At 71.7% G+C, this 21,804-nt stretch carries 20 protein-coding genes; 9 read left to right on the forward strand and 11 right to left on the reverse strand.

The annotated features are described in order from the left end of the window. Positions 1 to 765: 765 nt before the first annotated feature. The 3 genes from proC to ACF1B9_RS19930 form a co-directional block, all read right to left on the reverse strand. A complete protein-coding gene (proC, locus tag ACF1B9_RS19920; protein ID WP_391746204.1) occupies positions 766 to 1,575 on the reverse strand; it encodes a pyrroline-5-carboxylate reductase in 810 nt (269 codons plus the stop codon). Positions 1,576 to 1,679: 104 nt separating this feature from the next. Continuing rightward, entirely contained in the window at positions 1,680 to 2,480 is an 801-nt protein-coding gene (locus ACF1B9_RS19925; protein ID WP_391746203.1) for an ABC transporter permease, read from the reverse strand. Further along, positions 2,477 to 3,244: an ABC transporter ATP-binding protein gene (locus tag ACF1B9_RS19930; protein WP_391746201.1), complete on the reverse strand. Its 768-nt coding sequence runs from the start codon at positions 3,242 to 3,244 to the stop codon at positions 2,477 to 2,479. Before ACF1B9_RS19930 ends, ACF1B9_RS19925 begins: the two co-directional genes overlap by 4 nt. A gap of 87 nt (positions 3,245 to 3,331) precedes the next feature. On the opposite strand from ACF1B9_RS19930, the gene ACF1B9_RS19935 reads away from it, so the two are divergent. Then, complete coding sequence (locus ACF1B9_RS19935) at positions 3,332 to 3,511, forward strand: hypothetical protein (RefSeq protein ID WP_391746200.1); 180 nt, start codon at positions 3,332 to 3,334, stop codon at positions 3,509 to 3,511. Positions 3,512 to 3,691: 180 nt separating this feature from the next. Here the strand turns inward: ACF1B9_RS19935 and ACF1B9_RS19940 are convergent, their stop codons facing one another. Next, positions 3,692 to 4,255: a hypothetical protein gene (locus tag ACF1B9_RS19940; protein WP_391746198.1), complete on the reverse strand. Its 564-nt coding sequence runs from the start codon at positions 4,253 to 4,255 to the stop codon at positions 3,692 to 3,694. Between the two features lie 114 nt (positions 4,256 to 4,369). Next, positions 4,370 to 4,705: an SH3 domain-containing protein gene (locus tag ACF1B9_RS19945; RefSeq protein ID WP_391746196.1), complete on the reverse strand. Its 336-nt coding sequence runs from the start codon at positions 4,703 to 4,705 to the stop codon at positions 4,370 to 4,372. A gap of 123 nt (positions 4,706 to 4,828) precedes the next feature. Between ACF1B9_RS19945 and ACF1B9_RS19950 the strand changes: the two genes are divergently transcribed. Next, on the forward strand, positions 4,829 to 7,078 hold the full coding sequence (locus ACF1B9_RS19950) for a PQQ-binding-like beta-propeller repeat protein (RefSeq protein ID WP_391746194.1): 2,250 nt from the start codon (positions 4,829 to 4,831) through the stop codon (positions 7,076 to 7,078). Positions 7,079 to 7,117: 39 nt separating this feature from the next. On the opposite strand, the gene ilvD is transcribed toward ACF1B9_RS19950, so the two are convergent. From ilvD to ACF1B9_RS19970, 4 genes are all read right to left on the reverse strand, one after another. After that, positions 7,118 to 8,968, reverse strand: a complete 1,851-nt coding sequence (gene ilvD, locus ACF1B9_RS19955; protein ID WP_391746193.1) for a dihydroxy-acid dehydratase — start codon at positions 8,966 to 8,968, stop codon at positions 7,118 to 7,120. Between the two features lie 169 nt (positions 8,969 to 9,137). Beyond that, positions 9,138 to 9,779, reverse strand: coding sequence for a TetR family transcriptional regulator (locus ACF1B9_RS19960; protein ID WP_391746192.1), 642 nt, complete (start codon positions 9,777 to 9,779; stop codon positions 9,138 to 9,140). Beyond that, positions 9,776 to 10,603, reverse strand: a complete 828-nt coding sequence (locus ACF1B9_RS19965; RefSeq protein WP_391746190.1) for a sugar phosphate isomerase/epimerase family protein — start codon at positions 10,601 to 10,603, stop codon at positions 9,776 to 9,778. Before ACF1B9_RS19965 ends, ACF1B9_RS19960 begins: the two co-directional genes overlap by 4 nt. A gap of 113 nt (positions 10,604 to 10,716) precedes the next feature. Continuing rightward, positions 10,717 to 11,664, reverse strand: a complete 948-nt coding sequence (locus ACF1B9_RS19970; RefSeq protein ID WP_391746188.1) for a Ppx/GppA family phosphatase — start codon at positions 11,662 to 11,664, stop codon at positions 10,717 to 10,719. 40 nt (positions 11,665 to 11,704) lie between these two features. Here ACF1B9_RS19970 and ACF1B9_RS19975 point away from each other — a divergent pair, with 40 nt between their 5' ends. Continuing rightward, positions 11,705 to 12,562: a hypothetical protein gene (locus ACF1B9_RS19975; protein ID WP_391746186.1), complete on the forward strand. Its 858-nt coding sequence runs from the start codon at positions 11,705 to 11,707 to the stop codon at positions 12,560 to 12,562. 107 nt (positions 12,563 to 12,669) lie between these two features. Here the strand turns inward: ACF1B9_RS19975 and ACF1B9_RS19980 are convergent, their stop codons facing one another. Continuing rightward, positions 12,670 to 14,532 carry a hypothetical protein gene (locus tag ACF1B9_RS19980; protein ID WP_391746215.1) on the reverse strand — a complete coding sequence of 621 codons (1,863 nt, stop codon included), beginning with the start codon at positions 14,530 to 14,532 and terminating at the stop codon, positions 12,670 to 12,672. A gap of 252 nt (positions 14,533 to 14,784) precedes the next feature. Between ACF1B9_RS19980 and radA the strand changes: the two genes are divergently transcribed. Further along, on the forward strand, positions 14,785 to 16,197 hold the full coding sequence (gene radA, locus ACF1B9_RS19985) for a DNA repair protein RadA (protein WP_391746185.1): 1,413 nt from the start codon (positions 14,785 to 14,787) through the stop codon (positions 16,195 to 16,197). Between the two features lie 80 nt (positions 16,198 to 16,277). Then, positions 16,278 to 17,402 (forward strand): DNA integrity scanning diadenylate cyclase DisA, encoded by a 1,125-nt coding sequence (disA, locus tag ACF1B9_RS19990; RefSeq protein WP_391746183.1) that lies wholly within the window; start codon positions 16,278 to 16,280, stop codon positions 17,400 to 17,402. Positions 17,403 to 17,556: 154 nt separating this feature from the next. Here disA and ACF1B9_RS19995 read toward each other — a convergent pair whose 3' ends face one another. After that, on the reverse strand, positions 17,557 to 18,375 hold the full coding sequence (locus ACF1B9_RS19995; RefSeq protein WP_391746182.1) for a hypothetical protein: 819 nt from the start codon (positions 18,373 to 18,375) through the stop codon (positions 17,557 to 17,559). A gap of 172 nt (positions 18,376 to 18,547) precedes the next feature. Between ACF1B9_RS19995 and ACF1B9_RS20000 the strand changes: the two genes are divergently transcribed. From ACF1B9_RS20000 to ACF1B9_RS20015, 4 genes are all read left to right on the forward strand, one after another. Then, a complete protein-coding gene (locus tag ACF1B9_RS20000) occupies positions 18,548 to 19,204 on the forward strand; it encodes a phosphatase PAP2 family protein (RefSeq protein WP_391746181.1) in 657 nt (218 codons plus the stop codon). A 146-nt stretch (positions 19,205 to 19,350) separates the two neighbouring features. After that, positions 19,351 to 20,253, forward strand: a complete 903-nt coding sequence (locus ACF1B9_RS20005) for an A/G-specific adenine glycosylase (RefSeq protein ID WP_376220768.1) — start codon at positions 19,351 to 19,353, stop codon at positions 20,251 to 20,253. Between the two features lie 174 nt (positions 20,254 to 20,427). Continuing rightward, the gene (locus ACF1B9_RS20010) at positions 20,428 to 21,063 is read left to right on the forward strand and encodes a SigE family RNA polymerase sigma factor (RefSeq protein WP_391746179.1); all 636 of its coding nucleotides are present in this window, start codon (positions 20,428 to 20,430) and stop codon (positions 21,061 to 21,063) included. Continuing rightward, positions 21,051 to 21,803, forward strand: coding sequence for a hypothetical protein (locus ACF1B9_RS20015; protein ID WP_391746178.1), 753 nt, complete (start codon positions 21,051 to 21,053; stop codon positions 21,801 to 21,803). Before ACF1B9_RS20010 ends, ACF1B9_RS20015 begins: the two co-directional genes overlap by 13 nt. Position 21,804: the final 1 nt, after the last annotated feature.

A 21,804-nucleotide genomic window follows, 5' to 3' on the forward strand; every position in this document is an offset into this window, starting at 1 on the left:
ACGCTGTTGAGTTCTCAAGGAACGGACGCTTCCTTTGTACTCACCCGCAGAACACTCTCTGGGGCTTTCCTCCGGGCTTTTCCCTTCGGTCTTGCTTTTCCGACTCTATCAGACTCTTTCGTGTCCGATTCCCGGTCGAAGCGGGGCCGCTTTCCAGTTCCACGCTTTCGCGTTTCCCTTTCCGGCGAGTCCGACTCTATCAGATCCTTTCGGTCCTGATTCCCAGTCAGTGGGGCTTGTCTTCCCGGCCGTTGGGCCGTTCCGACGAGTGAGACTTTAGCGGAATCCTGGGCCTCGACGCTAATCGGGGTCACGTTCCTTCGAACGCGGATTCCTCATTTCGCAAATGCGCACAGAAAGTCGGGCGACAGATGTCGACGACCAGATGTGGTTACTGCGGAATGGCTGTCCGGGGACCGACCGGGGTCGGCGCTCACGTCGGACAACTCGGAGCACATTACGGTTGCGGGCGTGTCGTGTCAACCCCGAGCTGGGCCGGGTCCGGATGGAGGACCTCGCGGCAGCCGCGCGGGCTGGAGACGAGGGTGTCGGCATCGCGGTGGTCGCGACGGTCTCGGCCCGTGGGCCGTGCGTGTGAGCACGTGTGAGGCGGAGGCGGAGGTCGATGTCGGTTGCGGTGCCTGCTGATGTTCCGATGTCGTCGTCGCGAACCCACCGTCGTGTCGTTGCCCGGCGGTGGGTTCGCGGAGGTGGCGCGCGGTTCGGAGCTGATCGAGGCTGCGGGGCGGGGGAGGCCCTGTGCGGTCAGCCGTTGCCGGTGGCGAGTTCGCGGCTGCGGTCGCGGGCGGCTTCCAGGGCAGCGATGAGGGCGGCCCGTACACCGTGGTTCTCCAGCTCGCGGATGGCGCTGATGGTGGTGCCTGCCGGGCTGGTGACGGCTTCGCGGAGCTTGACGGGGTGTTCGCCGCTGTCCCGGAGCATCACGGCGGCCCCGATGGCGGCCTGGACGATCAGTTCGTGTGCCTGGGCCCGGGGCAGACCGAGCAGGATGCCCGCGTCGGTCATCGCCTCGACGAGGAAGTAGAAGTACGCGGGGCCCGAACCGGAGAGCGCGGTTGCCGCGTCCTGCTGTGACTCGGGGACGCGCAGGGTCTTGCCGACGCCGCCGAAGATCGCCTCGGCGGTGGCGAGGTGCTCGGTGGTGGCGTGGCTGCCCGCCGAGATGACGGACATGCCCTCGTCGACGAGGACGGGGGTGTTCGGCATGACGCGTACGACCGGGGTGTTCGCGGTGAGACGGCCCTCGATGAACGTGGTCGTGATGCCCGCGGCGGCGCTGATGACCAGGCGGTCGGCGGTGACGTGCCCGGCGAGCTCGTCGAGGAGCCGGCCCATGTCCTGGGGCTTGACCGCGAGGATGAGGACATCGGCGCGCTTGGCGGCCTCGGCGTTGGTGACGGAGTCGACTCCGTAGCGGCTGTGCAGTTCCTCGGCGCGTTCGGAGCGGCGGGTGGTGACCAGCAGGTTCGCCGGGCGCCAGCCTGCCCGGATCATGCCGCTGAGCAGGGCCTCGCCGATCTTGCCGGTGCCGAGGACGGCAACTGTCTGGGTCATGCGGTTCACCCTCCGGGCTGTGCTCGCTGTTCTCGGTGCGTCGTGCTGACGGGGCTCGGTGCGCGGGCCTGTGCTTGTGTCCGTCATCCTCGCACCGGGGGCGGTCAGGCGGTACGTCGGCGGAGTGTGGCCGCGCCGAGGGCGAGGACGAGCAGGGCGCAGCCCGCGACGACCAGGACGTCGCGGACGAAGTCGCCGGTGACGTCGGGGTGGTGAAGGACCTCGTTCATGCCGTCGACCGCGTACGACATGGGCAGGACGTTCGAGATCGCTTCGAGGGCGGGCGCCATCCGGTCGCGTGCGATGAACAGACCGCAGAGCAGGAGCTGCGGGAAGATCACCGCCGGCATGAACTGGACCGCCTGGAACTCCGATGCCGCGAAGGCCGAGACGAAGAGGCCCAGTGCCGTGCCGAGCAGGGCGTCGAGCAGGGCGACGAGGAGGAGCAGCCACGCGGAGCCGGTGACGTCCAGGCCGAGCACCCAGACCGAGAGCGCGGTGGCCAGGAGGGACTGGAGGATCGCCACGGCGCCGAAGGCCAGGGCGTAGCCGCCGATCAGTTCGCCCTTGCCGATCGGCATGGCGAGGAGACGTTCGAGTGTGCCCGAGGTGCGTTCGCGCAGGGTGGCGATCGAAGTCACCAGGAACATCGTGATCAGCGGGAAGATGCCGAGGAGCGATGCGCCGATGGCGTCAAAGGTGCGGGGGCTGCCGTCGAAGACGTACCGGAGCAGCGTGATCAGCACGACCGGGACCAGCAGGAGCAGCGCGACGGTGCGGGGGTCGTGGGTCAGCTGGCGCAGGACGCGGGCGGCGGTGGCCAGGGTGCGGGCGGGGCTCAGCGGTGGCGCGGCCGGGTGGGTGCGGGTGGGGGACGGGGGCTGCGGGGTCGGGGTCGTGCTCATCGGAGGGTCTCCTGACGGGTGGCGGCTTCGTCGACCAGGTGGAGGAATGCCTCTTCGACGGTGGCGGTGCGGGCGGCGGTGCGCAGGGCCTCGGGTGTGTCGTCGGCGAGGATCTCGCCCTCGCGCATGAGCAGCAGGCGGTGGCAGCGCTCGGCCTCGTCCATGACGTGGGAGGAGACGAGGAGTGTGGTGCCGCGGTCGGCGGCGAGGGCGTGGAAGAGGTTCCACAGGTCGCGGCGGAGTACCGGGTCCAGGCCCACGGTCGGTTCGTCGAGCACCAGGAGTTCGGGGGTGCCGAGCAGGGCCACGGCGAGGGAGACGCGGGTGCGCTGGCCGCCGGAGAGGGCGCCGGCCAGGGCGTCGGCGTGGCTGGTCAGGTCCACCTCGGTGATCGCGCGGGCGACCGCGGTACGGCGGGCGTCCCGGTGGCGGCGGCCCGGCTGGAGGATCGCCGCGAAGTAGTCGAGGTTCTGCCGGACGGTCAGGTCGGTGTAGACGGACGGAGCCTGGGTGACGTACCCGATGCGCGGGCGGAGGGTGGGGTGGCCCGCGGGGCTGCCGAGCACGTCGAGGGTGCCGGTGACCTTGGCCTGGGTGCCCACGATGGCACGCATCAGGGTGGACTTGCCGCAGCCGGAGGGGCCGAGCAGACCGGTGATCCTGCCGGGTTCGACGGTGAAGTCGAGGTCGCGGAGAACGGTGCGGTTGCCTCGTACGACGGCGAGGCCCCGGGCCGCGATGGCGGCACCCGAAGAATTCATCATGCGATGAATTTTTATCCTGGCGGCTCCTCTCGTCAAGACGCGGGGCAGCGGGGTCCTGGCCGCCGCTGTGGTGCAGGTGGGGCTGGGGTGCTGCGGCTCGGGCAGTGGTTCCGGGCCGTGCCCGTGGCCGTCGTGCAGGGGATGCTCGCCGGAATCGGCATCGTGTTGGTGGTGGGGCAGCTGTACGTGCTCGCCGACGCGGTGGCGCCCGGGGCCATGGGGCAGAAGCTCGGCGGGCTGCCGCGACTGGCGCTCGGCACGGGGTGACGGGGCAGCGCGGTCGCCGTCGGGACCGGGGCGCTCCTCGTGCTCATGCTCTGGCCGAGGAGTGGCCGCGGCGTACTGGGCGGCCGCACGGTCGAAGGAGAGCGCACGAGGTGGGGAGGGAGGGAGTGGCCGGGAGGTGGGGTCCTCGTGCGGCGTGGCCCTGGGCCCTGCCTTCGGTTTCTACTTGCGCTTGGGCCGCTTGCCCTTGGGGGTCTTGGCGGTCTTGCGGGCAGCCGGGTTCCCGGTACGGGACGAACGGCGCTTCGCGTAGCGGGCCAGGGCCGTCTCGTACTCCGTGCGGCGCAGTCGCTCGCCCGGCGCCTCCATGAACGTACGGAGGAAGTAGGCGATCAGCGAGCCGACGAAGCCGATCGTCTTCAGACCGCGCAGACTGGCCTCGCGCGCCGGATCGACCGGGCGGCGGCTGAACCCCTCCCATGTCTTGCGGAAGGCGATCGCGCTGCAGATGGCGAACATCGCCACGACCAGGATGCCGACGAGATTGCCGACATCGGCGATCTGCAGCCCCTGAAAGGCGAAGCGCAGGACGAAGCAGGCGGCGACCGCGGCGACGAGGGAGCCGACCGCCGCCCCCACCCGTCGCAGCCCGTAGCCCCCGTCGTGGTCGACCCAGGTCGTACCGAAGAAGAACAGGGGCTCGGGCTGCGGACCCGGGGTGCTGGAACCGGACGCGGTGCTGCCGGGTGTCGCGCCGGTACCGGGGTCTTCGCTGTTCTCGCTCACGAGGTCGATTATCCCCGGGCGGCCACGGCGTCGGTCGCGCCGGTCACCGACGCGGGAACCCGACCCGGTCTCGGCCCCGCCCGGGTCGTGGCCCCGGACGGGACGGGGGCGCGGTCAGTCGCAGCGCGGGGCGATGTAGCCGTCGCTGCCCGTGTGGACGTAGGCGTCCGACACGAACTGGCCGTTGGCGATGTTGTCCCAGATGTTCGAGGTGCCGTACGGGCCGGTGACCCGCTCCCCCGGCTTCTGGCAGTAGACCGCGACCTTCACTCCGTACGGCAGTGTCCTGACGATGCCGTACTGGGTGCCCGGTCCCGTGCGGACGTTGACGCGGTAGCCGGGTGCGATGGGGTACCGGCTGACGTCGTCGGTACCGGCGAGCGCGGCCGCGCCCTCGGCCGCCCCGGCTGCGTCGGTGGTGACGGTGTCGATCTGCTCTTCCATGGCCATGAGGCCCTCCCCCGTTGAGAGACGGTGTGTACGACGCGCAGGCTACAAGCCCCGGCGGTATCGCACGCACCATCGACTAGGCTCCGTGCGTCGCGCTTGCGGACGAACACACGGGGGTGGGCGATGCCGCCGCTGCGAGGTACCGGAGCGAATCCGGAAGCGGAGCATCCGGAATACGCCGGTCAGTACCGCCTTGAGGCATGTCTCGGCGCGGGCGGCATGGGCGTCGTGCATCTGGCCCGCTCCACCTCCGGACTGCAGCTCGCCGTCAAGGTGGTACATCGGCACTACTCCGCGGACCCCGAGTTCAGGGCTCGTTTCCGGCAGGAGGTCGGGGCGGCGAGGCGGGTCAGCGGGGCCTTCACCGCGCCGGTCGTCGACGCCGATCCGGATGCCGCGCGCCCGTGGATGGCCACGCTGTACGTGCCCGGTCCCACGCTCTCCGATCAGGTGAAACGGAACGGGCCGATGGCCCCCGCCGAGCTGCGCAGACTGACGGCGGGACTCGCCGAGGCGCTGCGCGACATCCACCGGGCCGGGGTGATCCACCGTGACCTCAAGCCGAGCAATGTGCTGCTCTCCGACTCCGGGCCCAAGGTCATCGACTTCGGGATCTCCCGGCCGTACGACAGCGACCTGCGCACCGAGACGGGCAAACTGATCGGCTCGCCGCCGTACATGGCACCCGAGCAGTTCCAGCGGCCGCGCGAGGTCGGGCCCGCCGCGGACGTGTTCGCGCTGGGAGCCGTGCTCGTCCACGCGGCGACCGGCCGGGGGCCCTTCGACTCCGACAGCCCGTACATCGTGGCCTACCAGGTGGTGCATGACGAAGCCGATCTGGCAGGGGTGCCGACGGATCTGGCTCCGCTCATCGGGCGGTGCCTGGCGAAGGACCCTGCGGAGCGGCCCACCCCGGACGAGATCATGGCGACGCTGAGCCCTCCTTCGTACGACGCCGCCGCGTTCATACCGTCGCAGCGGCGGCCCGGCTCGGTCGGAATCCAGGCCGAAGCCGACGTCGAAACCGAAGGCCCCGCGGTCGCGGCGCCGGGGGCCGGGGCGGAGGCGGACACGCACGTGGGCGGGGCCGGGCGGAGCAGGAAGGGCACCGCGACCGGCGGCGGCAAACGGCGGTGGCAACTGGCATCCGCCGCCACACTGCTCGTCGTGGGTGCCGGCGGGGTGTGGGCGGCCGGAGCCGTGGGCGGCTCCGGCGAGCCGGGGGAGTCGGGTGGCGCGAAGGTCTCGGCGACGTTCGCGCCGTGGCGTACACCGCTCGTGTCCTCGGCCGGCGCGACGCCGGTCTGTTCCTCGGCGAGGGGCACCGGCCAACAGACCGAGGAGGGGACGTCCGGCCGGACCGCGGCGTTGTACTGCGCCGCGGGTGGTGTCGGCGCCGCCCGGCTGGATCCCGCCGACGGCCGGGTGCTGTGGACCCGTCGCTCCGCCGGGGACGCTCCGACGTCCGGCGTGCTGTCGGTCTCCGGTGGCCTGGTGCACAAGGCCGTGCCGGGCGGGAAGCTCCGGGCGTACGACCCGGCCAAGGGCGAACAGGTCTGGGCCGCGGATCTCTCCCCGTACCTGGGCACGCCCTTCGCCGCGGGTGACACGCTGCTGCTGACGGCCGAGGACGGTACGACCGAGGCGCTCGACTCCGCCACCGGCGTGTCCCGCTGGCGGCATTCGCTCGCGGGGCACCAACGCCCGGACTTCGCGCTGTACGACGACGCGTCCGGGCTCGCCTACGCGTTCGAGCACTCGGCCTACGGGTCCACCACGCTGGTCACGGCCCTCGACACGGCTTCCGGGCACACGGCGTGGCAGCGACGGCTGGACGGAATGCTCACCCCGGTGGGAACCTCCGGCGGCGCACTCGTCCTGACATCCATGAACGGGGACACCCAGACCGTCGGGCTCGTCCGCTACGACCCGGAGGGCAGGCACGTCTCACGCGTGGCGCTGCCGTTCCGGATGAACGAACCGGAAGCCGTGGTGGGTGGGGACACCGCCTATCTGCTGGCCCACGGCGGAACCCTGGTCGCCGTCGACACGCGCCCGACCGGCGGGAAGGGCGACGGAAAGCGGGACGGCAAGGCCGTGCTCTGGCAACTGGAGACCGCGGCCGGGCGGACGTCGGCGCCCGTCCTCGCCCCCGGGAACCGGCTGTACTTCTCCGCGGCGGACGGGCGCCTGCTCGCCGTGGACACCGAGCGCGGGACGCTGCTGGGCCAGACGAGCCCCCGGCTCCGGGACGGGAAGCTCAGCTACGCCTCGGCGCTGCCCGCCCCCGTCGCCGTCGGCCGGACCGTCATCGGGACCGCGCCCGACGGGTCCGTGTTCGCCGTCGACGGCAAGGACCCGGCTCACTGGTGAGAGCGGGGCCCCGGCCTTCCGTGGCGTTCGCGGCTCGGTTCAGCCGAGCTTGGACACGTCCCGCACCGCGCCACGGTCCGCGCTCGTCGCCATCGCCGCGTACGCGCGCAGCGCCGCGCTGACCTTGCGGTCGCGGTTCTTCGGCGCGTACACACCGTTCAGCGCCGCGCGGCGGGCGGTCAGCTCGGCCTCGGGGACGAGGAGCTCGATCGAGCGGTTCGGGATGTCGATCCTGATCCGGTCGCCGTCCTCGACGAGCGCGATGGTGCCGCCCGAAGCGGCCTCCGGCGACGCGTGGCCGATGGACAGCCCCGACGTACCGCCGGAGAAGCGGCCGTCGGTCACCAGGGCGCAGCTCTTGCCGAGGCCGCGGCCCTTCAGGAAGGACGTGGGGTAGAGCATCTCCTGCATGCCGGGGCCGCCGCGCGGGCCCTCGTAACGGATGACCACGACGTCACCCTCCTTGATCTCCTTGCGGAGGATCTTGTCGACGGCCTCCTCCTGCGACTCGCAGACGACCGCGGGGCCCTCGAAGGTCCAGATCGACTCGTCGACGCCCGCCGTCTTCACGACACAGCCGTCCTCGGCGAGGTTCCCCTTGAGGACCGCGAGGCCGCCGTCCTTGGAGTACGCGTGCGCCACGTCGCGGATGCAGCCGCCGACCGCGTCCAGGTCGAGGGTCTCCCAGCGCTCGGACTGCGAGAAGGCGGTCGCGGAGCGGACGCATCCGGGAGCCGCGTGCCACAGTTCGACGGCCGCCGGGGACGGGGAGCCGCCTCGGACGTCCCAGTTCTTCAGCCACTCGGCGAGGGAGTCGGAGTGGACCGAATGCACGTCCTCGTCGAGCAGGCCGCCGCGGTGCAGCTCGCCCAGGATGGCGGGGATGCCGCCGGCCCGGTGCACGTCCTCCATGTAGTACGTGCCGCCGGGCGCCACATTGGGAGCGACCTTGGACAGGCAGGGGACGCGGCGCGAGACCTCGTTGATGTCGTCGAGGTCGTAGGAGAGCTCGGCCTCCTGCGCGGCGGCGAGCAGGTGCAGGATCGTGTTGGTCGAGCCGCCCATGGCGATGTCCAGCGCCATGGCGTTGTCGAACGCGGCACGGGTGCCGATGGAGCGGGGCAGGACCGTCGCGTCGTCCTGCTCGTAGTAGCGCCTGGTGATCTCGACGACCGTGCGGCCGGCGTCCTCGTACAGCGCCTTGCGGGCGGTGTGCGTGGCGAGGACCGAACCGTTGCCGGGCAGGGAGAGGCCGAGGACCTCGGTCAGGCAGTTCATCGAGTTGGCGGTGAACATGCCGGAACAGCTGCCGCAGGTGGGGCAGGCGTTCTCCTCGATACGGAGGATGTCCTCGTCCGAGACGTTCTCGTTGACGGCGTCACTGATCGCGTTGATCAGGTCGAGCTTGCGGACCGTGCCGTCGACGAGGGTGGCCCGGCCGGCCTCCATCGGGCCGCCGGAGACGAAGACTGTCGGGATGTTGAGGCGCATCGCGGCCATCAGCATGCCGGGGGTGATCTTGTCGCAGTTGGAGATGCAGATCAGCGCGTCCGCGCAGTGTGCCTCGACCATGTACTCGACGGAGTCGGCGATCAGATCGCGGGAGGGGAGGCTGTACAGCATCCCGGAGTGCCCCATCGCGATGCCGTCGTCGACGGCGATCGTGTTGAACTCGCGGGGGACGGCGCCCGCGGCCTTGATCGCGTCGGAGACGATCCGGCCGACGGGAGCCAGGTGGGTGTGGCCGGGGACGAACTCGGTGAAGGAGTTGGCGACCGCGATGATCGGCTTGCCGATGTCCTCGCTCGCTACGCCCGAGGCCCGCATAAGGGCGCGGGCGCCGGCCATGTTGCGGCCGTGGGTGACAGTGCGGGACCTCAGCTCGGGCATCGTCGCTCGCTCCTTCGACAGAAAAGACTGCCTCCGACCCTACGCCTCCGGCTCCAAGATCTGGACATCCTGTCCGCCATACGGGACAGGATGCTCGATGGATGGGCGGCGTACCGAGGCGGTACGGGGGCGCCGGGGCGCGGTTTCGCCGCAGGCCGCGGCGGCGGGATCAGGATTCCGTCAAGTAGCGCTGCAGCGTCGGCGCCACCATCTCGATGATCTGCTCGGGGGGTGCCGAAGCCAGTGGCTCCGCCCGGATCACATAGCGCAGCATCGCGATCCCGATCATGTGCGAGGCGGCCAGTTCCGCGCGGAAGGTCGCGTCCGGGACGTCCAGTGTCTGCGCGATGCGTTCCAGGAGGCGGCGCAGGACGAAGCCGCGGAGGACCTTCGCCGCCGCCTCGTGCGTCAGCGCGGACCGCATGACCGCCAGCAGCGGACCCCTCGACGCCGGGTTCTCCCACACGGCGATGAAATAGCGGGCCAGCCGCTCCCCCAGGCCCTCGGTGCCGCTGCCCAGGATGGCCGGGATCACGAGGCCCGGCTCGAAGGAGAGCTCGATGGCGGCCGCGAAGACCTCGTCCTTCGTACCGAAGTAGTGGTGGACGAGGGCGGAGTCGACGCCTGCCGCCTTGGCGATGCCCCGGATCGACGTCTTGTCGTAGCCGCGCTCCGCGAATTCGGTACGGGCGGCCTCCAGGATGCGGGTACGGGCATCGGGGCCGGTGGTGTCGGCCGCGCGGGAAGGGCGGCCTCGGCGCCTGGGGGCGGGGTTCGCGGGGCCGTCGGCGCCGGTGGGCCCGTCGGTCACGAGCGCGGGGTCTCGGCCGAGGCGGACGCCAGGTGGAGCCGGGTGAAGGCCAGTGCCTCCGCCAGGTCGGCCTCGCGTTCGGCAGTGGACATGGCGCGCCGGGTATTGACCTCGATGACGACATGGCCGCCGAAGCCGGTACGGGCCAGATGCTCCAGGAGTTCGGCGCAGGGCTGGTCGCCACGGCCGGGCACCAGGTGCTCGTCCTTGTTGGAGCCCTTGCCGTCGGCGAGATGGACATGGGCGAGCCGGCCGCCCATCCGGTCGACCATCGCCATGCCGTCGGTGCGGGCCGTCGCGGTGTGCGAGAGATCCACGGTGAAGTGGCGGTAGTCGTCGTTGGTGACGTCCCAGTCGGGGGCGTACGCGAGCATCTCGCGGTCCCGGTAGCGCCAGGGGTACATGTTCTCGACGGCGAACCGCACGTCCGTCTCGTCCGCCATGCGCCAGATCCCAGTGACGAAGTCGCGCGCGTAATTGCGCTGCCAACGGAACGGCGGGTGCACGACGACGGTCGTCGCCCCGAGCTTCTCCGCGGCGGCACGCGCTCGCTGGAGCTTCACCCACGGGTCGGTGGACCAGACGCGCTGCGTGACCAGGAGGCAGGGCGCGTGGACGGCGAGGATCGGTACCCCGTGGTAGTCCGAGAGCCGGCGCAGGGCCTGGATGTCCTGGCTGACGGGGTCGGTCCACACCATGACCTCGACACCGTCGTAACCGAGGCGCGCGGCGATCTCGAAGGCCGTCGACGTCGACTCCGGATAGACGGATGCCGTCGACAGGGCGACCTTCGCATCCGGGATGCGCACCACTGGTTCTGCCACTGGGACAGCGTACGGGCAGTGGTGCGCCTCGCCGAGGGACCCGGGCGGAAAGTGAGAAGGGCCATGGCGGACCCGGGCAGGCCCCGCGGCGCGCCCGGCAGGCCCCGCGGCGCTCAGCGCAGCGCGGCCTGCTCCGTGGGCAGGTGGTCCAGTCGGCGCAGGATGACGCCCTCGCGCAGCGCCCAGGGGCAGATCTCCAGCTCCTCGACCCCGAACAGATCCATGGCGCCTTCCGCGACCAGCGCCCCGGCCAGCAGCTGCGCGGCCCGCCCCTCGGAGACCCCGGGCAGGTCGCACCGCTGCTGAACGGTCATCGACGCCAGCTTCGGCACCCATTCCTCCAGCGACTTGCGGGTGAGGGCGCGCTGCACGTACAGACCGTCGGTGGTGCGCGCGGCGCCCGCGATCCTGGCGAGCTGTTTGAAGGTCTTGGAGGTGCCGACGACATGGTCCGGGCGCCCGAGGCGCGTGAACTCCCCGACGCTCCGGGCGATCCTGGCCCGTACATGGCGGCGCAGTGCCTTCACGTCGGCCGGGTCCGGCGGATCGCCCGGCAGCCATCCGGCGGTCAGCCGACCTGCCCCGAGCGGCAGCGACACCGCGGCATCCGGCTCCTCGTCCATGCCGTACGAGACCTCCAGCGAGCCGCCGCCGATGTCCAGGACCAGCAGCCGCCCCGCCGACCAGCCGAACCAGCGGCGGGCGGCGAGGAAGGTGAGCCGGGCCTCCTCCGCGCCGCTGAGGACGGCGAGGTCGACGCCCGTCTCCTCCCGTACCCGGGCCAGCACCTGGTCGGCGTTGCTCGCCTCCCGCACCGCGGACGTGGCGAACGGCAGAACGTCCTCGCACCCCTTGTCCTCGGCGGCCTGCAGCGCATCGGTGATCGTCGCCACGAGCCGGTCCACACCGTGGGGCCCGATCGCCGCGTCCTCGTCGAGGAGTTCGGCCAGGCGCAGTTCCGCCTTGTGCGAGTGCGCGGGCAGCGGGCGCGCACCGGGGTGCGCGTCCACCACCAGCAGATGCACTGTGTTCGAACCCACGTCGAGGACTCCGAGTCTCATACCCGGAACGCTACCGGGGCGGCGGACTTACTCTTGGCCCGTGCCAAAGACGAAAAAGGCGAAGCCGGGCAAAAACACGAAGAAGCAGAGAACGAAGCAGGAGATGCAGCAGCAGGAAGCGAACGGACCGAACCGGTCCGAGGACGAAACGGGTATCGATTTCGCACGCGCCTGGGTCGAGTTCCCCGACCCGGCGGACGACGAGCAGGTCTTCCGCTGCGACCTGACCTGGCTGACGTCCAGGTGGACCTGCATCTTCGGCAGTGGCTGCCAGGGCATCCAGGCGGGCCGCGCGGACGACGGATGCTGCACCCTGGGCGCGCACTTCTCGGACAAGGACGACGAGAAGCGCGTGGCGGGCCATGTCGCACGGCTGACCCCTGACCTGTGGCAGTTCCACGACGTCGGCACCAGGACCGGCTGGGTCGAGGTCGACGACGACGGGGAACGCCAGACGCGGCGCTGGGAGGGTTCGTGCATCTTCCAGAACCGTCCCGGCTTCGCGGCGGGCGCGGGCTGCTCGCTGCACATCCTGGCGCTGCGGGAGGGCAAGGAACCCCTGGAGACCAAGCCGGACGTCTGCTGGCAGCTGCCGATCCGGCGTACGTACGACTGGATCGACCGACCCGACGACACCCGCGTGCTCCAGGTGTCGATCGGCGAGTACGACCGCAGGGGCTGGGGTCCGGGCGGTCACGATCTGCACTGGTGGTGCACGTCGGCGACCTCCGCGCACGGGGCCGGTGAGCCGGTGTACGTGTCGTACCGGCCGGAACTCACCGAGCTGATGGGCAAGGAGGCGTACGACCGGCTGGTCGAGCTGTGCGAGGAGCGCCTGTCCTCGCTGCTGCCGATGGCGCCGCACCCGGCGGATCCGGCGCAGCGGCCCGGGGCGTGACGACGACGGCTGGGACCGGGAGGCGTGGCGGCTGAGGCCGGGGCGTGACGGCTCGTGGCGGGCTGGGCACGCCGGGTGGACCGTTGTCGCCCCCCCGACGCCCCGCTTCAGCCCGCCGGGGTGGTCGTGCCCGTCCCGGGGTCCGTGGGGGGCGTCGGGTCCGGGGTCGGGGTCGGATCGGTCGGTGTCGGGTCCGTCGGTGTCGGCGTCGGTTCGCTCGGGCCGGGTGTCGGGTCGGTCGGCTGTGTGGGATGCGGCGAGGACGAGGGCGGAGCCGACGGGCCGGAGGGATCGGGCGTACCCGGGTGTCCCGGACCGTCGGGTGACGGTGCCGTCGCCCCGCGCCCCCGGATCACCACGACCGAATCCGAAGGGGCGAGGGCGATACGGGCACTCCACGGACCGGCGGGTTCCCGCGGATGGTCCACGAGGACGCGGACCGTGACGCTCTCGCCCGCGGCGAGCGTCCCCGAGGAACTGCTCAGACGCAGCCAGGACACGTCCGCACGGACCGACCAGGCGACGGGGGCACCGCCCGAGGCGGTCAGGCGGATCAGAGTCGTGCCGCCGGACGAGCGGGCCTCGACGGTGAGCCCGCCGATGCCCCGCGCCGAACCCGAGCTGATCACCTCGGCCGAGACGTCCGGGGTGCGGCCGTCCCTGAAGCGGGCACCCGGCTGGGGACGGGCGTTGCCGGCGTTCTCGTAGTGGCCGTCCGGAGTGCCGTCGTCGTGGCGGACGTCCGTCTCGGTCGCGGTGACCGAGGAGCCCTCATGGCCCTCGCCGGTCTGCGGTGCGCCGCGGTAGGCGGTCCACAACGCGATCACCGGGGCGGCCACGACCGTCGCCACCACCGTCGTCGTCACGACCCTGGCCCGCATCCGGTCCCGGCGCGCGGCGTGGTCCTTCGGGTCCAGCGGGAAGCCCGCCCGGTCGAAGCGCGGGCCGCCGGACCGGCTCCGCTGGGCGTGGACCATCGCGACATAGGCGGAGGGCCGCGGTGCCTCGACGACCGGCAGCACGGCGGCCGGGGTGAGCGGCCCTCCCGGCCAGGGGCCCTCGGCGCCGGCCCGTTCGGCGGCCCGGCGGCAGCGGGGGCAGTCGTCGACATGGCGGACGAGTTCACGGCGCAGGGTGGCGGAGAGCAGGACGCGGTGGTCGCCGGTGAGCCGGGCGACGGTGGGACAGTTGCCGGACTCGACGACGGCGAGGGCGGCGCGGGTCCGTTCCACCTCACAGGCCGCGGCGGCCAGGAGGTCCCGGGCGGTCGCCGGTTCCAGGCCGAGGACGGAGGCGACAGCACGCGGGGCGAGGCGGTGGCGCACGGCGAGTTCGAGCGCTTCGCGCTGTTCGGGGGTGGTACCCGCGGCCTCGGGCCAGGCCAGCTGGGCGAGTTCGCGGCGGTGCGCCTCGGCGGCGGCCTCGGATTCGGGGGTATGGGTCTTGCCCACCGAATTGCCGACCGAGGTGAAGGCGGCGGGGGCCTTCGCAAGAGCGGCGGGGGGCGTACAGCGTCCCGCGCGCGCCCCCTGGGTGCCCGTCCCGCCCGGCTGTTTGCCCGGAGGCCCGCCCACCCGCTTCGGTTCGCGCTTCGCCTCCGGCTTGACCGGCTGCCTTCCCGACAGCTTCCCGGCCTTGTGGCGGTGCGCCTGGCGGCCCTGTTTCCGCTCGGCGAGTTTGCGCAGACACATCCACCTGGCCAGCGCGTACAGCCAGGATTTACGTTCCTCCTCGCCCGCTGGGCACCGGCCGCCCTGCCGTTCCGCGATCGCGAGCACCCCGCCGAGCGCCTCGGTGGCGGCGTCGTGGTCGCAGAGCACGGACAGGCAGTAGGTGAACAGACCGTCGAGATGCGGCTCGTAACGTGCGGGAGGCCGCCGCGGCGAAGGCTGCGCCGCGGGGTGGGGCGCACGGCGCTGCGCCCGGTGTGCGCCGGTGGTGTGCGTAGGGGGCTCCAGCCTGCTGCTCATCACCTGGCGACCGTAGGCAGCACAGAGCATGCTTTTAGCGCCTCTTCAGCACATTTAATCCTTACGGGTGAACGTATCGCTCAAAAGGGGACAGGAATTCATGGCTCAAGAGGCCGAAACCGGGAACCCGAGGGGCCGAAATCAGACATTCCGGCGGAAGTGCTGGGGTAGTCGACGGGCATGCGCCCGCGCCGGGTGGCGCCCCGGACCGCGCCCGGCGGCACTGTCCGACCCCACCTATACGGTTGCGCCATGGCTGCCCGTACGAAACCCGCGAAGGACCGGCCGTCCTACCGCTGCACCGAGTGCGGCTGGACGACCGCCAAGTGGCTCGGCCGCTGCCCCGAATGCCAGGCATGGGGGACGGTCGAGGAGTTCGGCGGCGCCCCCGCCGTGCGGACCACCGCGGCCGGCCGGGTCAGCACGGCCGCGCTCCCCATCGGCCAGGTCGACAGCCGACAGGCCACCGCCCGGTCGACCGGCGTGGGCGAGCTGGACCGGGTGCTCGGCGGCGGTCTCGTCCCCGGGGCCGTCGTGCTGCTCGCGGGCGAGCCGGGCGTCGGGAAGTCGACGCTGCTGCTCGACGTGGCCGCGAAGGCGGCGAGCGACGACCACCGCACCCTCTATGTCACCGCCGAGGAGTCCGCGAGCCAGGTGCGCCTGCGCGCCGACCGGATCCGGGCGATCAACGACCACCTGTACCTCGCCGCCGAGACCGACCTCTCCGCGGTCCTCGGCCATCTGGACGCCGTCAAGCCGTCGCTCCTCATCCTCGACTCCGTACAGACCGTCGCCTCGCCCGAGATCGACGGGGCGCCGGGCGGCATGGCGCAGGTCCGGGAGGTCGCCGGTGCGCTCATCCGGGCCTCCAAGGAGCGCGGGATGTCGACGCTCCTGGTCGGCCATGTCACCAAGGACGGGGCGATCGCGGGGCCGCGGCTGCTGGAGCACCTCGTCGACGTGGTGCTGTCCTTCGAGGGCGACCGCCATGCCCGGCTGCGCCTCGTGCGGGGTGTCAAGAACAGATACGGCGCGACCGACGAGGTCGGCTGCTTCGAGCTGCACGACGAGGGCATCACCGGCCTCGCCGACCCGTCGGGCCTCTTCCTCACCCGGCGCGACGAGCCCGTCCCCGGCACCTGTCTGACCGTCACCCTGGAGGGCAAGCGCCCGCTCGTCGCGGAGGTCCAGGCGCTGACGGTCGATTCACAGATTCCGTCACCCCGGCGCACCACCTCCGGCCTGGAGACGTCCCGGGTGTCGATGATGCTGGCCGTTCTGGAGCAGCGCGGCCGGATCAGCTCGCTCGGCAAGCGGGACATCTACAGCGCGACGGTCGGCGGTGTGAAGCTCTCCGAGCCCGCCGCGGACCTCGCCGTCGCCCTGGCCCTGGCCAGCGCGGCCAGCGACACCCCGCTCCCCAAGAACCTGGTGGCGATCGGCGAAGTGGGCCTCGCGGGCGAGGTCAGAAGGGTCACAGGGGTCCAGCGCAGGCTGGCCGAGGCGCACCGTCTGGGCTTCACGCACGCGCTGGTCCCGACCGATCCCGGAAAGGTCCCGGCCGGTATGAAGGTCACAGAAGTCGCCAACATGGGTGATGCACTGAGAGTGCTCCCGCGCCGGTCTCGCGCACAGGCCCCACAGGAGGAGAACGCGCGCCGGTAGACTTTGCCCTGGTCTCGCCCGTCCGTACGAACGGCATGAGGGACGCAACGGCACCACAAACCTGTGACCGGAGGAGTGCAGTGGCAGCCAGCGACCGGGCAACATCGCCCGGAAAGTCCGGCCAAGGCACCGGTAACGAGGCGCTGATGCGCGCCTCGTTGTCCGCCGTCGCGCCCGGAATGGCCCTGCGGGACGGCCTGGAGCGCATCCTCCGCGGCAACACCGGCGGGCTGGTCGTCCTGGGCATGGACAGAACGGTCGAGTCGATGTGCACCGGCGGATTCGTACTGGACGTGGAGTTCACCGCGACGCGCCTGCGCGAGCTGGCCAAGCTCGACGGGGCGCTGATCCTCGACAAGGACATGACCAAGATCCTGCGTGCCGGTGTGCAGCTGGTCCCGGACGCCTCCATCCCCACCGAGGAGACCGGCACCCGTCACCGCACGGCGGACCGGGTCTCCAAGCAGTGCAACTTCCCGGTCGTCTCGGTCTCGCAGTCGATGCGTCTCATCGCGCTGTACGTGAACGGCGAGCGCCGGGTCCTGGAGGAGTCCGCCGCGATCCTCTCCCGCGCCAACCAGGCACTCGCCACCCTGGAGCGCTACAAGCTCCGGCTCGACGAGGTCGCGGGCACGCTCTCGGCGCTGGAGATCGAGGACCTGGTGACGGTCCGGGACGTGACGTCCGTCGCGCAGCGGCTGGAGATGGTCCGCCGGATCGCGACCGAGATCGCCGAGTACGTGGTGGAGCTGGGCACCGACGGCCGGCTTCTCTCGCTCCAGCTCGACGAGTTGATCGCCGGTGTCGAGCCGGAGCGTGAGCTGGTCGTGCGCGACTACGTGCCGGAGCCGACCGCCAAGCGGTCCCGCACGGTCGCCGAGGCCCTCACCGAACTCGACGCGCTCTCCCACACCGAACTGCTCGAACTCCCGGTCGTCGCACGGGCGCTGGGGTACAGCGGCTCGCCGGAGACGCTGGATTCGGCGGTCTCGCCGCGCGGCTTCCGGCTGCTGGCGAAGGTACCGCGGCTGCCCGGAGCGATCATCGACCGGCTGGTGGAGCACTTCGGCGGTCTGCAGAAGCTGCTCGCCGCCAGCGTGGACGACCTCCAGACGGTCGACGGGGTCGGCGAGGCGCGGGCGCGGAGCGTGCGCGAGGGGCTGTCGCGGCTGGCCGAGTCGTCGATCCTTGAGCGGTACGTGTAGCAGTACGCGCGGTCCTGCACACAGAAGGCGGCGCCGGGGCCCGGGACCCGAAGTGCTTTCCGGAGCCGGCCGACCTCGGGCGCCCAGCCCTTCTTCGAGCCCCTCCGCCCGCCTTTTCCCCGGCCTTCTCCCGGCCCTTGCCCGCGTCCTTCGCTCAGTCCTTCTCAAGGCGGAACGAGGCGCGCTGCAACGGCTCGCCCGGCGCCTTCGCCTCGACCAGATACGTACCGGGCGCCGCGGTCCCCGCGGGCGGCGTCGCGCACTGCGGAGCGCTCTTCTTGCGGTCCCACTCCACGGTGTGGACGACGGTCGTGCCCGCCGGGACCTTCAGCAGCAGGCTGCCGCCGTTGCGCGGGCAGTCCTTGGAGGACCACACCTGCTTGTCGTCGCCACCGGCCTCGGTGATGGTGAGCACCGCGCTCCTCGGCCCGAGGTCGGCCTTGCAGGTGGTGGACGAGGTGTTCCTGGCCATCAACCGGAACTTCGGCTTCTCGTCGGGGCCGTAGCTGAGTTCGGTGCTCAGGCTCAACTGCAGTGTGGCGGGGGCGCAGTCGGGGAGCGAAGAACCGGCCGGGACCTGCTCACCGGTCACTGCACCGCTGCCGCCCGCGGCCCCGGCGCCGGTGCCCGATCCGCCGACGGTGCCCGTACCGCCGTCGCCGGTGCCTGATCCGCCATCGGAGCCCGCGCCCGTACCGCCGGCGCCTCCGCCGTCGGTGTCGCCCGACTCGTCGCGTCCGCCCGGCTGTTGGGTGATGGCCGTACCCGGCTGGGAGGGGCCGGGAGTGATCTCGTGCGCGGGACCCTTGCCGCCGGGCCGGGAGTCGTCCGTGTTCTTCTTGCCGTCGCTGCCGGAAGTGACGGCCCATACGATCAGCAGCGCGAGCAGCGCAACCAGCGTCGCCGCTACGGCCCTCCGTCGCCAGTAGATGGTGGAGGGAAGCGGCCCGATCGGATTACGCAAAGATCCCACGGCGCAAACTCTACGAGAGATCGGCGCCGACTCCCGCCCCACCCGCCGCCCGGCGCCGAAGTTTTGCGGATCATCATCCCGGACCGTCCCGTTCCGCCCGGAATTCCGGTCGGGTCGGGCCCCCGGAATCGCCCCGTCCGACCACTCCGTTTCGTTGACTAGCCTCTGTCACATGGATAGTTCAGTTACTGCCCCGCTCTACCGGGACATCACCGACTTCGCTCATGACATGCCGTCATGGGTGCAACACCTGGCCGAGATATGGACGGAACTCGGCCTTCTGGTCTTCGGCGTCCTGTTCATCACCGGGTGGTGGCGCGCCCGCCGGGCGGACGAGGGCGCCCTGGCCCTGGCGGTGCTCGCGCCCCTCGCGACGGCCTTCGCCTATGTGGGCAGCGAGGTGTTCAAGTCGTTGGTGAACGAGGAGCGCCCGTGCAGGGCGGTCGCCGGGGCGGCGGCGTCACTGGTGCCGTGTCCGTCGGTGGGCGACTGGTCGTTCCCCAGCAACCACTCCGCGATCGCCGGCGCGGCGGCCGTGGCCCTGGCGATCGCCCGGCCCCGGCTGGCCTGGCTCACCGTGCCGCTGGCCCTGCTGATGGCCTTCTCCCGGGTCTTCGTCGGTGTCCACTATCCGCATGACGTGGCGGTCGGTCTGCTGCTGGGTGCGGCGTTGGCGGCCGTCGTGGTCGCGGTGCTGCGGCGCCCGGCACGGTCGCTCGCCGTCACGGTACGCAGCAGCGGGGCCCCGGTGGCGGCCCTGGTCTCGGGGCCGGGTACGGGGACGGCACCGGTCACGGGCCGGTCCCGGAGGCGGCGCAAACGGCACTGACGGCCCGGAGGGAGTCCCCTTGGGCCGGTTGCCGGACACCAAGGGGACAAGACGGGTGGCATTATCACCCCAAGGGCCCTCACGAGGCGCGACACCACCGTGCACGGAGCCGTTGTCCGCCCTTCCGTGCCAGGATCGTCGGTGCGATGACTGCCATGACTGCGACACAGACGCCCCCCGCCTCCCTCCACGCTCCCGTCATCGGGTGGTTCGAACAGCACGCCCGCGATCTGCCCTGGCGCCGCCCCGAAGCGGGCGCCTGGGGTGTGATGGTGAGTGAGTTCATGCTGCAGCAGACCCCCGTCAGCCGGGTCCTCCCGGTGTACGAACAGTGGCTGGCCCGCTGGCCCCGCCCGGCCGACCTGGCCGCCGAGCCGCCCGGCGAGGCGGTCCGCGCCTGGGGCCGGCTCGGCTACCCGCGCCGAGCGCTGCGGCTGCACGGGGCCGCCCAGGCAATAACAGAACGGCACGGCGGCGACGTACCGAGCGAGCACGGTCAGCTGCTCGCGCTGCCCGGTATCGGTGAGTACACCGCGGCGGCCGTGGCCTCGTTCGCGTACGGACAGCGGCATGCCGTGCTCGACACGAACGTCCGCCGGGTGTTCGCCCGCGCCGCGACCGGCATCCAGTACCCGCCGAACGCGACCACCGCCGCCGAGCGCAAGCTCGCCCGCGCGCTGCTCCCCGAGGAGGAGGAGCGGGCCGCCCGCTGGGCCGCCGCGACGATGGAGCTCGGCGCCCTCGTCTGCACCGCCAAGAACGAGGACTGCACCCACTGCCCGATCGCCGAGCAGTGCGCCTGGCGGCTGGCCGGGAAGCCCGCGCACCAGGGGCCCCCGCGGCGCGGTCAGACGTACGCGGGCACGGACCGGCAGGTGCGCGGCCGGCTGCTCGCCGTATTGCGCGAGGCCATGACACCGGTGCCGCAGTCGGCACTGGACGCGGTGTGGGACGAACCGGTGCAGCGTGCCCGTGCGCTGGACGGACTGGTCGCGGACGGCCTGGTCGAACCGCTGGCCGGCGGCCAGTACCGGCTGCCGCTGAGCTGAGCCGCACGCTCCCTTCTCCTCCGCTGTTACACAACCGATGGACAGCCGTGCGTCGGCGTATGGCTGCTCCGCACAGCCCCGTGACAACAGCTCCGTAGCGTCGACGACGTCGGCCCGGCCCATCGGTGGCCGACAGCGGTTCGACGGGGTTCTACGGGGACGGAGGCGGTTGGAATGGCGCAGGGCGAGGTGCTCGAATTCGAGGAGTACGTACGCACTCGGCAGGAGGCACTGCTGCGCAGTGCACGCCGACTCGTACCCGACCCGGTGGACGCGCAGGACCTGCTGCAGACCGCCCTGGCCCGCACGTACGGCCGCTGGGACGGCATCGCCGACAAGTCCCTCGCCGACGCCTATCTGCGCCGCGTCATGATCAACACCCGTACCGAGTGGTGGCGGGCCCGCAAGCTGGACGAGGTCCCCACCGAACAGTTGCCCGACGCGAGCGTCGAGGACGGCACCGAGCAGCGCGCCGACCGCGCCCTGCTGATGGATGTGCTGGGCGTACTGGCTCCCAAGCAGCGCAGCGTCGTCGTGCTGCGACACTGGGAGCAGATGAGTACGGAAGAGACGGCTGCGGCCCTCGGCATGTCGGCCGGTACGGTGAAGAGCACGCTGCACCGTGCGCTGGCCCGGCTGCGCCAGGAGCTGGAGAATCGCGAAGCAGCGAGCAGGGAGGCCCGGCTCCGGGAGGAGCGGCGACCGACGGCGGCCGACCGTGCTCCGGTACGTGCGCGGGCAAGGGCGCAGGTCCGGGTGGAGCCGGGCAGGCGTGTGGACGAACGGGGGCGGGAGCGGTGCGCGGCCTGACAGCCAGCGATGACAGCGGCAGCGGCGACGAGGACGGCGACCGTGGCGGCAGCAGGAGTGACGGTGGCCGCCAGGCCGCCGTCAGGCGTGGCCGGGCCCTGACCGGCTGGGCGGCGAGCACCACGACCCTGGTCGCGCTCGCCGCCTTCGGGCTGTTCGTCGTCGGGTGCTCCAGCGGCGGCACCGGCACCCGGGACGAGGGCCCGGCGGGCACCCAGCCGGTCGCCCAGGTCACGCCGAGCGCCGCGCCGTCGACCACGGCGAAGCCGACGCCGCGGGTCGATCCCGTGGCGCTGCTCAAGCACGACCCCAAGGTCGGCGAGCGGGTCAGAACGGATCTGAAGCCCTGCAGCGGCTCCGAGTACCCGGTGGACACCTCGTACGGCACCTTGACCGGCGGACCCTCGGCCGATGTCGTGGTGAACGTGATGACCTGCGGCGATTCGGTGGGGGTCGGCACCTATGTGTACCGCCAGCGGGCCAACGGCACGTACGAGAACGTGTTCGCCGTCGAGCAGCCCGCGGTGTACGGCACCATCGACCGCGGTGAGCTGGTGGTGACGGCCCAGGTGTACGGGAAGAAGGACTCGGTCGCGTACCCCTCCGGCGAGGAAGTGATCACCTACCGCTGGGCGGACAACCGGTTCGACGAGCACGACCGGGTGCACAACGACTTCAACCGAGCCGTCGGTAACGGAGAGGCCGGTCTTCCGGAATCCGCGGAACCGGCGGGGAACTGAG

The organism is Streptomyces sp. NPDC014727, from assembly GCF_043083485.1.
Taxonomy (GTDB): Bacteria; Actinomycetota; Actinomycetes; order Streptomycetales; family Streptomycetaceae; genus Streptomyces.